The organism is Caulobacter sp. GW821-FHT10C03, assembly GCF_059415485.1.
Genome location: NZ_JBWKNI010000011.1, coordinates 56,658 through 71,221, shown reverse-complemented (window position 1 = coordinate 71,221; position 14,564 = coordinate 56,658). Strand labels below are relative to the sequence as shown.

The following is a 14,564-nucleotide window of genomic DNA, read 5'->3' as shown; positions in this document are numbered from 1 at the left end:
AGAGGTGGGCTAGGCGGACAGCCTTGGGTTTTGTCGTGCGAGCGTCGTCATGTCGTCCACGGTGTTCCAAATGACGCAGCGAGATCTGCTCGCGGCCTGGCGTCTGCAGCGCCGACGTAACGTCTTCATCTGGATAAGCCTTGCCTGCCCGTTCCTGCTCCTCGCCATGTACGGGGCGTTGGTCTGGCCTGACTTCGTCGAGTTCGGCTGGGAAATCCTGCCGTACGAGAACAACACCCTACTTGGCGTCGCAGTCGTCCTGATCATCGCCAACAGCGCGGTCAACTGGGTGATCCTGCCCCGAAACGCCAAGCGGATTCTGAAGCAGCAGAAGGGGCTGTCGGGCGAGATCACCGCGACGTGGGACGCCGAGGGCATGACCATGGCCGCCGCCACGGGGCACAGCCGCCTGGCCTGGGGTGACTACATCCGCTGGCTGGAGGACGACGCCGTCTTCGTGCTGTTCCACAGCGACAACGTCATCAATACGCTGCCCAAGCGGGTGCTGTCGGACGCGCAGGTCGCGGAGATCCGCGGCAGCCTGACCGCCGCGCTCGGCAAGGCGGGAAAGAAGCGCAAGCTGAACTAGGCGAGAGGCCGCCCTTCGCGTCTAGGCGAAAGGCGGCCTCTCGCCTAGATCTCGTAGGCGATCTCCTGGCCTTCCAGCCACTCGACAATCCGCTCGGCCGCGGCCACCGGATCGACCTTGGTGGTGTCGATGACCAGTTCGGCCGCCTCGGGCGCCTCGTAGGGGCTGTCGATGCCGGTGAAGTTCTTCAGCTGGCCCGAACGCGCCTTCTTGTAGAGACCCTTGACGTCGCGGCTCTCGGCCACGGCCAGCGGGGTGTCGACGAACACCTCGACGAACTCGCCGTCGTTGAGGATCTCGCGCGCCAGGCGGCGCTCGGCCCGGTAGGGCGAGATGAAGGCGGTCAGCACGATCAGTCCGGCGTCGACCATCAGCTTGGCGACCTCGGCCACCCGGCGGATGTTCTCGACGCGGTCTTCCTCGGTGAAGCCGAGGTCCTTGTTGAGGCCGTGGCGGACGTTGTCGCCGTCCAGCAGGTAGGTGTGGCGGCCCAGGGCGTGCAGGCGCTTTTCCACCAGGTTGGCGATGGTCGACTTGCCCGCGCCCGACAGGCCCGTCAGCCACACCACCCGGCCGCGCTGGCTCTTGAGCGCCGCGCGCGAGGCCTTGGAGACGTCGGTGTGCTGCCAGTGGATGTTGTCGGCCCGGCGCAGGGCGAAGTTCAGCAGGCCCGCGCCGACGGTGCGGTTGCTGATCCGGTCGATCAGGATGAAGCCGCCGAGATCCCGGTTGTCGGCATAGGCCTCGAACGGGATGGCCTGGTCGAGCGAGATGTTGACGTGGGCGATCTCGTTGAGCTCCAGCCGCTTGGCGGCCGTGTGCTCCAGCGTGTTGACGTTCACCCGATGCTTGATCTCGGTGACGCTGGCGCCGACCAGACGCGCGCCGATCTTCAGCAGGTAGGAGCGGCCCGGGGGCAGGGGCTCGTCGTCCATCCACACCAGGGTGGCCTCGAACTGGCCGGCGACGGCCGAGGGGCTGTCGGCGGCGACCAGCACGTCGCCGCGCGAGACGTCGACTTCGTCGGCCAGGGTGATGGTCACCGACTGGCCGGCGACGGCCTGATCCAGGTCGCCCGGCAGGGTGACGATGCGCGACACCCGGCTCTCGCGGCCCGAGGGCAGCACCTTGACCCGGTCGCCCGGCTTCACGACGCCCGAGGCCAGTTGGCCCGAGAAGCCGCGGAAGTCCAGGTTCGGGCGGTTGACCCACTGCACCGGCATGCGGAACGGCTGGGCCTGCAGGCTGTCCTCGACCTCGACGCTCTCCAGCCAGTCCATCAGGATCGGGCCGTCGAACCACGGCGTGTGCTCGCTCTTCACGGCCATGTTGTCGCCGCCCAGGCCCGAGATCGGGATCGGGGTGAAGACGTTGAGGCCGATCTTCTCGGCGAAGGCGCGGTAGTCGGCGACGATGGCGTCGAACACCGCCTGGTCCCAGTCGACCAGGTCCATCTTGTTGACCGCCAGCACCACGTTGCGGATGCCCAGCAAGGACACGAGGTAGGAGTGGCGGCGGGTCTGGGTCAGCACGCCCTTGCGCGCATCGATCAGGATCACGGCCGCGTCGGCGGTCGAGGCGCCGGTGACCATGTTGCGGGTGTACTGCTCGTGGCCGGGGGTGTCGGCGACGATGAACTTGCGCTTGTCGGTCGAGAAGAACCGGTAGGCGACGTCGATGGTGATGCCCTGCTCGCGCTCGGCGGCCAGGCCGTCGACCAGCAGGGCGAAGTCGATCGCTCCGCCTTGCGTGCCGACGCGCTTGGAGTCGGCCTCGAGGGCGGCCATCTGGTCCTCGAAGATCATCTTGCTGTCGTAGAGCAGCCGGCCGATCAGGGTGGACTTGCCGTCGTCGACGCTGCCGCAGGTGATGAAGCGCAGCAGCGACTTGTTCTGGTGGGCCTCGAGATAGGCTTCGATGTCTTCGGCGATGAGGGCGGATTGGTGAGCCATCAGAAGTAGCCCTCCTGCTTCTTCTTCTCCATCGAGGCGGACTGGTCGTGGTCGATGACCCGCCCCTGGCGCTCGCTGGTGGTGGTCAGGAGCATCTCCTGGATGATCTCGGGCAGGGTCGAGGCGGTGCTCTCGACGGCGCCGGTCAGCGGATAGCAGCCGAGGGTGCGGAAGCGGACGCTCTTGATCTGCGGCTCTTCGCCTTCCCGCAGGCGGAAGCGCTCGTCGTCGACCATGATCAGCGCGCCGTCGCGCTCGACCACCGGCCGCGGGGCCGAGAAGTAGAGCGGCACGATCGGGATGTTTTCCAGGTGGATGTATTGCCAGACGTCCAGCTCGGTCCAGTTGGAGATCGGGAAGACGCGCAGGCTTTCGCCCGGGTGCTTGCGGGTGTTGTAGAGCTTCCAGAGCTCGGGGCGCTGGTTCTTCGGGTCCCAGCGCTGCTCGGCCGAGCGGAAGCTGAACACGCGCTCCTTGGCGCGGCTCTTCTCCTCGTCGCGGCGGGCGCCGCCGAAGGCCGCGTCGAAGCCGTACTTGGCCAGGGCCTGCTTGAGGCCTTCGGTCTTCCAGAGGTCGGTGTGCAGAGCGCTGCCGTGGTCGAACGGGTTGATGCCGCGCGCCTCGGCCTCGGGGTTCTTGTGGACCAGCAGGTCGAAGCCGAGCTGCTCGGCGACCTTGTCGCGCAGCTCGTACATCGCCTTGAACTTCCAGGTCGTGTCGACGTGCAGCAGCGGGAAGGGCGGCTTGCTGGGATAGAACGCCTTGGCGGCCAGGTGCAGCATCACCGCGCTGTCCTTGCCGATCGAGTACAGCATGACCGGGTTTTCGCACTCGGCCGCGACCTCGCGCATGATGTGGATGCTCTCGGCTTCCAGGCGCTGCAGGTGGGTCAGGCGAGCGGGCGTGATCGCGGGCATAGGCGGCTCGAAAGCGACGGCGGACGCCTGAGGTGCAAGCTGGGTAAGGGGCAAGACAGTCGTCCGCAAACAGAAAAACTTCATCGGCGCCAGGCGGCTTTCCGACGAAGAACCGGGGGAGCCTGCGACCTAGGTCTCCGGGGCCTCGCGGGCAAGGCGCAGAAATCTAGGGTCGCTGTAAGCTTGTGTGGGCGCCCCGTTGCGGCAACATGACCAAAAGTTCATTCGAGCCTGGCCGTAGGTTGCTGCATAACGACGGTATCGGACCGACGGGTGAACCGATGTCATTCCTGACTGAAATCTTCGCGGCGATCGTGCTGTGGCTCTCGGCCATGGCCCTGTGCCAGTTCGGCGTGGTCATCGAAAGCAAGATGCCCAAGCCCAAGGCCGAACGCACCGTGGCGCGCACGCCGCGCGACGCCGCGCGCATCGACACGCCGCCGCGGATCGTCTGTCCCGAGCGCGCCGCGGGCGTCGTCCGCGCCTGATCCGTCCGCCCCGAGAGCGCCTCGAAAAGCCCCTTCGGCGCGCGTAAGGCATGGCCGGCTTTGGGGAAAACCGTTGCAAGCGGCTAGGCGCAGGCGTCATTCGCGGCTAGGTTTACTCGCCTGCGCGAAGAAGGGGCTTGCGCGCTGTGTCGCTGTGAGAGGCCCCCTCACCGTTCGCCTTGGGACAGTGGCTGCGTATGAAGCCTAAGAAGCGCCGACCGCTCGACTTTTCCACCCTGCCGGTGGAGACGCCCCGCGAGGATGCGGCGCCCCCTTCTGGTCTGTCTGAAGCCGACTCACTTGGCGCCTCGTCCCAGGAGCCGGACCCCGACGCGCCGGTCACCGAGCCCGACAACGACCTCGACATCGCCGATCCCGAGACCGGGTTCCTGGCCGCGCCGCCGCGCGGCGCGCGTCCGCCGTCGTACCAGGCGCCCGAGCCTCAGGCCGAGCCCTCCGCCGAACCGGTCCCCGAGCCGCTGACCTCGTCGGTCGCGCCCGAACCCGCGCCGGAGCCCGAGGCCCCCACGCCCGACCCGTTCGAGGCGGCGCTGCGCGAGGACCGCACCACGGCCCGCCGCTCGTTCTTCCGCACGAACAAGACGCCGGACCCGGAGCCGCCGCCGGCTCCCAAGTTCGAGCCGATCGCGCCGGAACCGGTCGCCGAGGCCGCGCCGCCGGAGCCGGAGCCGGAACCCGCGCCGGCGCCTGAGCCAGAGCCCGCTCCGCAGTACGGTTCGATGCGCGCCCGCCTGAAGGCCGAGCGCGAACGCGAACAGGCCAGCGCGCCGACGGCCGACGACCTGTCGCCACTGCCCACCTTCCTGACCGCGCCAGCCGCCGCCCAGCCGCCGGCCCCGCGCGTCGAGCCCGAACCACCCGCCAAGCCGGAGGCGGCCAAGCAGTCGGTCGCCCAGTCTTCGGCCCAGACGCCCGAACGCCGGGTGCACGCCCTGTCGGAGACGACCGAGCGCAAGCCGATGCCCGGCGGCGTCTATTGGAGCCTGGCCGTCTGCGTCGCCGCCCTGTGGGCCGTGGCGCCGGTGATGTTCGCCCTCGGCTACGGCCCCAGCCTGCCGATGCCGATCACCATGGCGGTGTTCTCGGCCCTGGCCGCCGGCCCGGCCGCCTTCATCCTGCTGGCCGCCTACATGCTGCGCCAGGCGCTGGGCGTGTCGGCCGAGCTGCGCCGCACCCGTGAGCTGACCGACCAGCTGCTGACCCCGGCAACCCTGGCCGCCGCCGGCGCCACCGGCGTGGTCGACGCCCTCAGCGGCCAGATCGACGCGGCCACCAGCGCCGCCGACGCCGCCCGCGAGCGCATCGTCACCCTGCGCCAGGCGCTCGCCGAAGAGACCGCCCGCCTGGTCGAGGCCGCCGACACCTCCAGCCGCATGGCCAAGCAACTGGCCGAGGGCCTGGGCCACGAACGCAGCGCCATGCAGGCGCTGTCGACCACGCTGGACGCCCAGTCGACCTCGGTGGTCGACGCCATCGGCAGCCAGGCCCGCATGGTCGCCGAGGCCTCCGACCTCGCCGAAACCCAGCTCCGCGAAGCCGAGGCCGCGCTCGCCGCCCGCGCCGCCGACCTTGCCGCCGCCGCCGCCGAGGCCTCGGACGCCGCCCGCATCGGGGCCGAGGACCTGTCGCGCCAGATCGCCCGCCTGGAAACCGCCGGCCAGGGCGTCGGCGACCAGATCGGCAATGTCGAACGCAGCCTGGCCTCGCAGCGCGCCGCCCTGGTGGCCGCCGCCCAGGCCCTGCGCGCCGACCAGGAGGACTTCTCCTCCGAGACCGAGACCCGTACCGCCCAGCTCACCGAGTTCGTGGCCTACACCCGTGTCGGCGCCTCCGAACTGGGCGACATCGCGGCCATGGGCGCCGAGGTGCTGCGCGGCCTGATCGTCTCGTCCGGCGACCAGCTGCGCGAGATGGCCGAGGCCGCCCGCGCCGAGCGCGAGGCCCTGGCCGCCGAGACCCAGGCCGCCCTGGCCCGCCTCGAAGCCGCCGCCGCCGACCGCCGCGGCGACCTCGAGGGCGAGCTGACCCGCGCCATGAACGCCATCACCGACGCCGCCCAGCGGGCCGGGGAGGGCGTCGAACTGCGCGTCGAGACCGCCCGCGGCCGCGTCGACCAGCTGAACGAGATCGCCTTCTCGGCCGGCCAGAAGGCCGACGCGGTGTTCGAATCCCGCATGCAGGAAGCCCGCGACCTGATCGAGAGCTCGGCCCAGGTGGTCGAGCAGGCCGGCGCCCGCACCGCCCAGAAGCTGGCCGAGACCGTCGAGACCGCTCGCGGCTCGATCGCCGAGATGGAGCGCATCCTGGCCGAGGCCGGCCAGCGCAGCGCCGCCCTGCCGGGCGAGGCCCTGGCCCGCGCCGCCGAGGTTCGCGCCCAGATCGAGAAGGGCATCGATGATCTGCGCGCCGCCGCCCGCAAGACCGCCGAGGAGACGGCGGCCATCGACCAGGCCTTCCAGGACCGCGTGCGCCGCAACTACGAGATGCTCAGCGAGGCGGTCAGCACGATGAACGCGGCCGCCGCCGCGACGCCGACCTTCGCCGCCCCGTCGAACCGCGGAGCGGCCGGCCTGGTGCGTCCGCCTCAGCCGCAATCTCAGCCGCAGCAGCCGGCTCCCCAGCCCGCGCCGCAACCGGCCCCGCCGCCGCAGCAGCGCCAGGCGCCTCCGCCGCCGGTCCAGCCCGCGCCGCAGCCGCCGCGCGCCCAGACCCCGCCGCCGGCGCCCTATCCCTATCCCAACGAGGATTTCGCGCCGCTGGAGCCGCCGCCGCGCCAGCGCCTGAAGCTGACGCCCACGGCCACCGACGACGAGTTCCGCACCATGTTCGACGCCGCCGGCGGCCGTGGTCCGGCGCCCGCGCCGGCCGAGCCCGCGCAGGACGAGGGCTGGAGCTGGAAGACCGTGCTGGGCGACGCGCAAAACAGCTCGCCGGGCGACGCGGCCCTCGGTGAAAAGCTGGCCGGCGAGATCCTGGCCATGGGCATCGACCCGTCGGCCCTGCTGCCGCGCGGCCGCATCGACGAGATCGCCGCCGCCATCCAGACCCACGACGAGAACGGCGCCCGCGAGGTGGTCAAGAAGCTGGCCCCGGCCGCCATCCGCCGCCTGGTCCGCCGCCTGTTCTCGGACGCGCCGCTGAAGTCCAACGCCGAGCGCTTCGTGCGCCGCTACGCCGGCATGATCAACGAGGCCGCCCAGCAGGATCGCGAGGGCTTCCTCGTGGCCGCCCTGCTGGCCTCGGAAGCCGGCCGCGCCTACCTGCTGCTGGACGCGGCGGCCAGCGACCTGGCCTGATCCGGTGCTGAAGCGCGCCTTCGACCTCGCCGCCTCGGCCGCGGGCCTGCTGGTGCTGGCCCTGCCGCTGCTGGTGGTGGCGGCGCTGGTGCGCGCCACCTCGCCGGGGCCGGCGCTCTACTGGTCGCAGCGGGTGGGGCGGGGCAACCGCCTGTTTCCCATGCCCAAGTTCCGCACCATGCGGATCGACGCTCCCGAGGTCGCCACCCACCTGCTGGAAGACCCGGTCCGCTGGCTGACGCCGGTCGGCCCGCTGCTGCGCAAGACCAGCCTCGACGAGCTGCCGCAGCTGTGGAGCGTGCTGGTGGGCCACATGAGCCTGGTCGGCCCGCGCCCGGCCCTGTTCAACCAGGACGACCTCGTCGCCGCCCGCACCGCCGCCGGCGTCGACGCCCTGCGTCCCGGCGTCACTGGCTGGGCCCAGATCAACGGCCGCGACGAGCTGGCCATTCCCGACAAGGTGGCGCTGGACGCCGCGTACCTGGCCCGGGCCTCGTTCCTGTTCGACATGAAGATCCTGGTGGGCACCGTGGCGCCGGTGCTGCTGGGCAAGGGCGTGCGGGCCTGACGCTTCGGGCCTTGCGCCTGCGTGTCCGGATCGGCCAAGCTGAACCTTGAGGCGAGTGGGGGCGTGATGCGGAAGATCGGACTTGGCGCGGGCCTGGCGACGGCCGCCTTGATGACGCTGGCCGGTTGCGCCGAACAGAAGAAGGCGCCGCCCCTGCCGCCGCTCGACGGCCTGCTGGCCTTCAAGGACACCGCGCGTTGCCAACAGGCGCCCGACCTGGAGCGCCTGACCGCCAGCATCGTGAAGTTCGAGGGCTCCCCCTGGGACCTGGCCGTGCTGCCGGGCGCGCTGCAGGTTCCTGAAGCCTACCGGTCGCGGATCGGCGAGACGGACGTCGAGGTGACCGGCGACACCTACCGCGCCAGCGTCCCGCTGTCGGGAACCTGGCGGGGCCTGAAGGTCCGGGAGATCGCCGTCGGCGGCTGGATGGGCCACGGAAATCGCCTGTGGATCGGCTTCGACGCCCCGTTCGAGGACGTGTTGCGCGAGGCCAATGCCGCCGGCTTCAGGCTCGGCGGCCAGGGACGGCGCGTCGACACCAGCGGTCCTCCGGGCGTGAAGGTGACGATCGCCGTCGAGCGCGATCAGGCCGAGGGCGCCGTGCTGAGCTGCAGCATCGGCTGAGTTCCCGCGCGGGCTCCGTATGCGGAGGGTTCATGGATCCGCAAAATCCCCGCGAAAGCGGGGACCCAGGCTTTTTCTGAAACCCACGGCGCTCGACGATAAAACGCCTGGGCCCCCGCTTTCGCGGGGGTTTTACGGATTTAACTAGGCGAGCTCCCCGTACGCCGTCTCCACCGCCGCCACGAACGTAGCGTTCGCCGCCAGTTCGGCTGGGAACACCGCCTCGACCGCCAGGAACGCCGCGACGTCGCCCTTCACGTCGCCCGGCAGGGCCTGGACCACGGCCAGCAGGCGGTCGGCCAGCGGGTCGGTGACGGCGACGCCTTCGGCGGCGCGCTTCTTCAGGAACTGGAACCAGGCGGCGATCGGCACGGCCAGGCGATCGACCGGCCGGCCGGCCTCCAGCGCGTCCTTCACCGTGCCGAGGATGCGGAACGGCAGCTTCTGCGAGCCGTCCCAGGCGATCTGGTTCAGGAAGTGGCGGATCTCGGGATTGCGGAAGCGGTCGAGGATGGCCTCGGCGTAGGCGACCAGGTCCAGGCCGCGCGGCGCGGTCAGGGTGGGGATGATGTCCTGGACCATCAGGTCGCGGGCCAGGGTCTCCAGGGCCGGATCGCCCACCGCCTCGAACACCGTCTCATGGCCCTTCAGCAGGCCGGCATAGGCCAGGGTGGAGTGCACGCCGTTCAGCAGCCGCAGCTTGGCCCGCTCGAAGCCGCGCACGTCGTCGGTCAGGGTGACGCCGACGCTGGCGAGGTCGGGGGCGCCGTCTCCGAGCACGTCCTCGACCACCCACTGGGTGAAGGCCTCGCGCTGGATCGGCCAGGCGTCGAAGAGGCCGGTGGCGGCCTGGACGCGGGCGCGCAGGGCGTCGTCGGTGGCCGGGGTGATGCTGTCGACCATGGTGCGCGGGAAAGCGGCGTTCTGCTCGATCCACGAGGCCAGGGCCGGATCCACCGCCTCGGCGAAGGCGATCGTGGCCGCCTTCAGCCGCCAGCCGTTGTCGGCGAGGTTGTCGCAGGCGACGACCGCATACGGCGGCAGGCCGGCGGCGAAGCGACGGCGCAGGCCCTCGACGATGTAGCCCACGGCGCTGACCGGGCCGCGCGGCGAAGCCAGGTCATGGACGATGTCGGGATGGGCCGTGTCGAGCTTGCCCTCGCCGGTCAGGCAGTAGCCCTTCTCGGTGACGGTCAGGGTGACGAGGCGCGTCTGGGGCGCGGCCAGGCGGGCGAACACCGCCTCGGGGTCTTCCGGCGCGACCAGCACTTCCAGGATCGAGCCGATGACGCGGAAGCTGGTTTCGCGGTCCAGCTGGGCCAGGGTGTAGAGGCCGTCCTGGGGCGAGAGCGCGTCTCGCACGCCGGGGCTCTTCAGCGAGACGGCGCAGATCCCCCAGCGCGGGTCGCTCTCCAGCAGACGGTCGAAATAGAAGGCCTGGTGGGCGCGATGGAAGGCGCCGGGACCGAAGTGGACGACGCCGATCTCCACCTTGTCGCGGTCGTAGCCGGGCAGGGCCGTGCCGGGCAGGGCGGCCGGATAGCTGACGGCGCTCAGGCGCAGGGACGAGCTGGCGGTGTCGGTGGTCACAGGGGGCGCCTCGATAATGGTGGTTCGGCGGATCTGGCGTCCGCCCGGACGCCTAGATGCGGCGCCGAGACACCGGTGGCAATCCTGTCTTCGCCAGCATCGCACGCTGGGAACGGCGATCCGGCGGAAAGCGCCTCGGCGTTATATTTTTCACATAAAACCGAAGGCTGTAGCGCCAAGCTTGCCGCCGCAAGGGAAGAGCATGCGCAAGTTTCTGATCATCGCGGCGGTGTTGGCGTCGGGCGTTGCGGCGTCGAGTTGCGACCGGGTCGAGGCCGACGCCCCGGCCGCCCAGCGGGCCGTGGTGACGCGGGCCTGCGTCGACGGCAAGCTGACGGGCCTGGGCCTCAAGTACGACCGGATCGGCTGCGCCTGCGCGGCCAATGTCTTGCAGGCCCAGCTGTCGCCGGCGGCGATGACGGTGCTGGAGGACTATGCGCGCGGCCGCGAGAACGGCTTCGCCCAGGCCCTGCCGACCCTGCCGGCCGAGGAGCAGGCGCTGTTCGCCAAGGGCGACGGCGGTACGGCCCTGGCCAAGGTGGCCGCCGACTGCCGCTGATCGCGGCCGACGAGTTTCGAAGAAAAATCTGGGGGAGACGATGCAGACGAAACGCTATTTCGCCAGCCGGCGCGATTTCCTGGCCGCGGGCGGCCTGCTGGCCATGGGGGCGGCGCTGGCGCCGAGGAGCGCCCTGGCCCGCTCGCCGCTGCACGCGCCCAATCCGACGCCGCCCGCCGGTCCGGCCGAGGGCGAGTGGGACCGCCTGGCGCGGAACCTGAGCGGCGGGGTGCTGCGGGCCTGGGACGCCGACTACCAGGCCATCGCCCTGCCCAACAATCTGGAGTTCGCCGCGACCCTGCCGCAGGGCGTGGCCCGCTGCGGCTCGGCCGCCGACGTCGCCTTCGCCATCGGCTGGGCGCGCCAGAACGACGTGCCGCTGGTCGTGCGCGGCGGCGGCCACTCCTACGCCGGCTATTCGACGACGACGGGCCTGATGCTCGACACCGGCGGCCTCAGCCAGGCCAGCTACGACGCCGCCACGGGCGTGGCCCGGGCCGGAGCCGGCGCGCGCAACCGCGACCTCTATCGCCTGTTGCGCAGCCAGGACCGCGCCGTGACCCACGGCCGCTGCCCGTCGGTGGGGGCGGCGGGCTTCCTGCTGGGCGGCGGCATCGGCTTCAACATGCGCGCCCACGGCCTGGGCTGCGACCAGCTGGTCGAGAGCGAGATCGTGCTGGCCGACGGCTCGCTGCGCCGCCTTTCACCCAAGGCGGCCGACCCGAAGGACCGCGACCTCTTCTGGGCCAGCCAGGGCGGCGGCGGCGGCAATTTCGGCGTCAGCACCTCGTTCTCGCTGCAGACCTTCGACGTGAAGGGCAAGGTCGTCACCGTGTTCGACCTCAGCTGGAGCCGCACGCCCGACGCGCCGCATCCCAAGGTCTCGGTGGCCGAGCTGGGCGCCAAACTGATGGCGGTGCTGGACGAAGCGCCCAACGCCCTGGGCTCGCGGGTGTCGTTCGGGGCGGTGACGCCGGTGCAGGTCAAGGCCGGCTACGACGTGCCGATCAGCCTGCTGGGCCAGTTCGTCGGGCCGCGTGATGCGCTGATGAAGCTGCTGCAGCCGGTGTTCGACCTGGCCAAGCCGACCGGCGGGGCGGGGGTGGAGGAGCTGCTCTACTGGCCGGCCCAGGACTTCCTGCACGAGGACGGCTTCGCCACCTTCTACCAGGAGCGTTCGGCCTTCGTGACCAACCGCAGGTTCGGCGCCGACGACCTGGCCGCGGGCCTGGAGCACCTGCGCAAATGGCCCGGGACCTACGGCTATTGCGACCTGCGCTTCTTCCAGACCGGCGGCCAGATCAACGCCGTGGGCAAGGCCGACACCGCCTTCGTCCACCGCGACAGCCGCTGGCTGATGGTCAACGGTCTCTACTGGGGCGAGGCCGACTCGCACAACGAGGCCCGGATGAAGGCCAACCACGCCTGGCTGGACGCCTTCTACAGGACCATGCGCCCGCGCGCCGGCGGCGGCGCCTACCAGAACTTCGCCGACCCCAGCCTGTCGAGGGACCCGTCCAAGCCCGACTATTTCGCCACCTCCTATTACGGCGACAACCTGCCGAGGCTGAAGGCGATCAAGGCGGCGGTAGATCCCGACCGGGTGTTCAGGTTCGCCCAGGCGATCCCGGGGGCGTAGGGGCCTTCCGCCTCTACTCGTCATTCCCGCCCCGGCGCCGAGAGCGTCCGCCGCTATCGACCAATACAACAGTAGACGAACTTGCCGCCGAAGAGCGCCTGCATTCGCGAATGCTGTCAGTCTCTACAGTCCCCATATGACCGAGGAAAATGTGGCATCATCTGACGAACTCGGCGCCGGACCGCCCTGCAGCCTGGAGGCAGAACAAGCGCTGCTAGGTGTACTCATGTACGACAACTCGGCTTATGAACGCCTGCCTGACAGCTTGCAGGGGCGACATTTCTACGAGCCCTTTCACCAAAAGCTGTTCGACTTGATCGAGACGCATATCCGCTTGGGCCAACTGGCCGAGCCGATTCTTCTGGCTGACGAATTCAAGCGCGACGCGGCTTTCCAAGAGTTGGGAGGCTTAAGATACCTGGCCGACCTCATCGACCGCGCCCCACCGGCCCCCGGTGTCGGCGATCTCGCCCAAGCCGTCTTCGACCTGGCGGTGCGCCGTGAACTGATCCGTATCAGTGGCGAGATCGCATTCGCTGCCCAGGCCGGCGGCAAGCGCGATGGCTCGTTATCTGGTCTTGATCAGGTCGAGCGAGCCGAGCAGATGCTTTACGACCTGCTTGACGGTCGCCAGGACCCTGCTGGATTCACATCCTTCGGCGACGTCCTACGCAACACAATAGAGCGAACCGCTGAAGCCTGTGTCTCCGGTGGCGATGGGGTAGCCCTTCTGACCGGCCTGATCGATCTCGATGCCAAGACAGGTGGGATCTACCCCGGCGACCTGATAGTCATCGGCGGCCGGCCGTCGATGGGAAAGAGCGCTCTGGCGTTGAATATCGCCTTCAATGTCGCCAGAAATTACGAATTGGAGCACCAGCCGGACGGTGCGAAAAATATTATCCGGGGCGGAATTGTCGCTTTCTTCTCACCGGAGATGACCAGCGAGGATTTGAATTTCAGGATACTTTCAGGCGCAACTGGCATCTCCGTTGATAAACTGCGCAAGGGCGAGATCGATGCGGGCGACTTTGGCCGTTTGCGCGACGCCGCCATGGAGTTGCAGGAGTGTCCGCTCTACTTCGACGACCGAAACACGCTGTCCATCCGCCAGATCGCCGCGCGCGCTCGCCGCATAAAGCGCCACGTCGGACTCGACCTGATTGTGGTCGATTGTCTCCAGCTCGTGAAAAGCGACGTCTGGGCTGACGAGCCCAATCGCGCCCAGCAGATCAGCGAAATCGCCATCGGTCTGAAGAACCTCGCCAAGAGCCTGAAGGTCGCGGTCGTCGTCGTATCGCAGCTCTCGCGCTATCTTGAGGATCGGGAGAACCGCCGACCAATCCTTCGCGACTTGAGGGAATCGGGCGTGATCGAGGATGTCGCCGATGGCGTCTGGTTCGTTTACCGTGAAGCCTACTACTTGGGCAGGAATGAGCCGCGGGAGGGTACGCCCGAGCATCTAAATTGGCTGAAAGACATGGACAGACTGGAGGGTATCGGCGAGGTCATCATCGCCAAGCAACGGCAGGGGCCAATCAGCGCCGTGCGCCTTTCCTTCAGCCATGAAACTACTGGGTTCGGTAATCGGGCTCACGGCCACCAACAAATGTGGCAGGGCGATTGAATGTTGGCGCATCTGCGTGTTTAGCCCGTCAGGTTGCTGTCGCGAGGCCGGGTGAGCAATTCGGGGATGTTCGAGCGCATCAGGACGTTTCTGCGCTGGTGCGGGCCCGCCCTGGCCGTGGTCGCCGCCGTGTACTTTCTCTGGCCCTACCGGTTGGAGGAGATCGCCGCGCGCAGCGACGGCGCTTGCGAGGTCAAGGTCAGTCAGCGCAGCGACTGGACGGAGAGGAGGCTCGCGCCGGGCGTCGACGCCTCCGACGTGGCCTATCCGCTGGTCGTGGTCGCCTGGATCGACTGCGGCGGCGAGCGGCCGGTGTCGGCCCGGCTGGAGCCTGCGCCCGGCCGGCCCGGCGTCGATGGGGAGGATTGCGGGCTCTGCGCCGCGCCCGACACGGTGTGTGGGTTCACCGTTCCGCCGATCGCCACGCCTTCGGCCTCTCATGACCTCGTGGTGCGGATGGTGCGCCGCCCGGGCGCCGCTCCGGAAACGATCCGAGTCGAAATCCGCAGGGTTCGGACGTGGCGCAGCGTGGTTTGGGACGCCATGATGTCGGTCTGAGCGGCGGACGCGACCTCTCCGGTCGTCGGGCCTGCCCTGGAAAGTTCATGGAGTGATAGTCCGTGAACGGAGTTTTGTGAGGTAACTCTTTTCTTACGTACGTGGGTGAGGCGTCTCGCACGGGCCTCGTTGTGGC

The 14,564-nt window shown here is 69.5% G+C and carries 12 protein-coding genes; 9 read left to right on the top strand and 3 right to left on the bottom strand.

Translation table 11 applies throughout. The annotated features are described in order from the left end of the window. Positions 1–70: 70 nt before the first annotated feature. Positions 71–589 (top strand): YcxB family protein, encoded by a 519-nt coding sequence (locus AC07NG_RS15620; protein ID WP_494594984.1) that lies wholly within the window; start codon positions 71–73, stop codon positions 587–589. A 44-nt stretch (positions 590–633) separates the two neighbouring features. Here AC07NG_RS15620 and cysN read toward each other — a convergent pair whose 3' ends face one another. Beyond that, a complete protein-coding gene (cysN, locus tag AC07NG_RS15615; RefSeq protein WP_494594982.1) occupies positions 634–2,541 on the bottom strand; it encodes a sulfate adenylyltransferase subunit CysN in 1,908 nt (635 codons plus the stop codon). Then, complete coding sequence (cysD, locus tag AC07NG_RS15610) at positions 2,541–3,512, bottom strand: sulfate adenylyltransferase subunit CysD (protein WP_492856967.1); 972 nt, start codon at positions 3,510–3,512, stop codon at positions 2,541–2,543. The genes cysN and cysD overlap by 1 nt, the downstream gene beginning before the upstream one ends. A 227-nt stretch (positions 3,513–3,739) precedes the next feature. Here cysD and AC07NG_RS15605 point away from each other — a divergent pair, with 227 nt between their 5' ends. The 4 genes from AC07NG_RS15605 (at position 3,740) to AC07NG_RS15590 (ending at position 8,455) form a co-directional block, all read left to right on the top strand. Next, a complete protein-coding gene (locus tag AC07NG_RS15605) occupies positions 3,740–3,946 on the top strand; it encodes a hypothetical protein (RefSeq protein WP_487290993.1) in 207 nt (68 codons plus the stop codon). Between the two features lie 197 nt (positions 3,947–4,143). Then, positions 4,144–7,263: a polar localization protein TipN gene (locus tag AC07NG_RS15600; protein WP_494594979.1), complete on the top strand. Its 3,120-nt coding sequence runs from the start codon at positions 4,144–4,146 to the stop codon at positions 7,261–7,263. A 7-nt stretch (positions 7,264–7,270) separates the two neighbouring features. Continuing rightward, positions 7,271–7,831, top strand: a complete 561-nt coding sequence (locus AC07NG_RS15595) for a sugar transferase (RefSeq protein WP_494595082.1) — start codon at positions 7,271–7,273, stop codon at positions 7,829–7,831. Between the two features lie 66 nt (positions 7,832–7,897). After that, complete coding sequence (locus AC07NG_RS15590) at positions 7,898–8,455, top strand: hypothetical protein (RefSeq protein WP_494594978.1); 558 nt, start codon at positions 7,898–7,900, stop codon at positions 8,453–8,455. A gap of 144 nt (positions 8,456–8,599) precedes the next feature. Here the strand turns inward: AC07NG_RS15590 and AC07NG_RS15585 are convergent, their stop codons facing one another. Then, entirely contained in the window at positions 8,600–10,045 is a 1,446-nt protein-coding gene (locus AC07NG_RS15585) for a mannitol dehydrogenase family protein (RefSeq protein ID WP_494594976.1), read from the bottom strand. Positions 10,046–10,247: 202 nt separating this feature from the next. Between AC07NG_RS15585 and AC07NG_RS15580 the strand changes: the two genes are divergently transcribed. The 4 genes from AC07NG_RS15580 (at position 10,248) to AC07NG_RS15565 (ending at position 14,428) form a co-directional block, all read left to right on the top strand. Further along, positions 10,248–10,604, top strand: a complete 357-nt coding sequence (locus AC07NG_RS15580; RefSeq protein WP_492856971.1) for a hypothetical protein — start codon at positions 10,248–10,250, stop codon at positions 10,602–10,604. Positions 10,605–10,644: 40 nt separating this feature from the next. Further along, a complete protein-coding gene (locus AC07NG_RS15575) occupies positions 10,645–12,243 on the top strand; it encodes an FAD-binding oxidoreductase (RefSeq protein ID WP_494594974.1) in 1,599 nt (532 codons plus the stop codon). Between the two features lie 136 nt (positions 12,244–12,379). Next, positions 12,380–13,870: a DnaB-like helicase C-terminal domain-containing protein gene (locus AC07NG_RS15570; RefSeq protein WP_494594973.1), complete on the top strand. Its 1,491-nt coding sequence runs from the start codon at positions 12,380–12,382 to the stop codon at positions 13,868–13,870. A gap of 66 nt (positions 13,871–13,936) precedes the next feature. Further along, positions 13,937–14,428, top strand: coding sequence for a hypothetical protein (locus AC07NG_RS15565; protein ID WP_494594971.1), 492 nt, complete (start codon positions 13,937–13,939; stop codon positions 14,426–14,428). The last annotated feature ends 136 nt before the right edge of the window (positions 14,429–14,564 follow it).

Bases quoted from the DNA above. Each gene is read 5' to 3' on its own strand.
- AC07NG_RS15590 (WP_494594978.1), top strand. From the start codon at position 7,898: ATGCGGAAGATCGGACTTGGCGCGGGCCTGGCGACGGCCGCCTTGATG.
- AC07NG_RS15575 (WP_494594974.1), top strand. From the start codon at position 10,645: ATGCAGACGAAACGCTATTTCGCCAGCCGGCGCGATTTCCTGGCCGCG.
- cysN (WP_494594982.1), bottom strand. From the start codon at position 2,541: ATGGCTCACCAATCCGCCCTCATCGCCGAAGACATCGAAGCCTATCTC.
- AC07NG_RS15580 (WP_492856971.1), top strand. From the start codon at position 10,248: ATGCGCAAGTTTCTGATCATCGCGGCGGTGTTGGCGTCGGGCGTTGCG.
- AC07NG_RS15565 (WP_494594971.1), top strand. From the start codon at position 13,937: ATGTTCGAGCGCATCAGGACGTTTCTGCGCTGGTGCGGGCCCGCCCTG.
- AC07NG_RS15605 (WP_487290993.1), top strand. From the start codon at position 3,740: ATGTCATTCCTGACTGAAATCTTCGCGGCGATCGTGCTGTGGCTCTCG.
- AC07NG_RS15620 (WP_494594984.1), top strand. From the start codon at position 71: ATGACGCAGCGAGATCTGCTCGCGGCCTGGCGTCTGCAGCGCCGACGT.
- AC07NG_RS15600 (WP_494594979.1), top strand. From the start codon at position 4,144: ATGAAGCCTAAGAAGCGCCGACCGCTCGACTTTTCCACCCTGCCGGTG.
- AC07NG_RS15570 (WP_494594973.1), top strand. From the start codon at position 12,380: ATGACCGAGGAAAATGTGGCATCATCTGACGAACTCGGCGCCGGACCG.